A 533-nucleotide genomic window follows, 5' to 3' on the forward strand; every position below is an offset into this window, starting at 1 on the left:
GGGGCGGGTTGGGTTGAGGTGGGTGTGTGGTGAACCCCCTAGTTGGAGTCAAAAACGAGGGTGACCGTGACTCCAGGAAGGGGGTTGGGCTGGCTCCGGGTCCCCGTCCGAGTCCTCCCCCTTGTTGTTGCGGTTGCGGTGGGAAGGGCGGCCCTGCCAGATGGAGGCCTCGGGGTTGGTCTCCCGGCGATACTTCAACCGGTTGTGGTCTGAGCAGAGTGGCTGAATGTTGTCCGCGCTGGTGGACCCACCGGCCGAGAAGCTGATCTTGTGGTCGGCCTCTGAGCCGCTGGCCGGGAAGTTGCAGCCCTGGTACCAGGCGCAGGTGGTGTGACCGAACATCCCCGCATCCCGCAGAGCACCCGTCGCGTCGCGCTGGGTGCGGCCCACGTCCAGCACCCGGTCACCCTTGGGGGAGGTGATCATCCGGCGCAGCACACTGTTGGGGGCCAGGGCACGGATCGCGGCCATGGAGACCACCTGCCCGTCCTGCGTCACCGCCGGACCCGCACCCGTAGCCGGGCCGTCTTCGC

General features: G+C 67.9%; 1 protein-coding gene. It reads right to left on the reverse strand.

Annotation, left to right across the window (positions count from 1 at the left end; all coding sequences use genetic code 11):
- Nucleotides 1-48 precede the first annotated feature (48 nt).
- The coding region (locus ACYVD1_RS34840; RefSeq protein WP_460778736.1) for an HNH endonuclease signature motif containing protein at nt 49-533 on the reverse strand (485 nt) is incomplete at its 5' end.

Source organism: Nocardiopsis nanhaiensis (assembly GCF_054778635.1).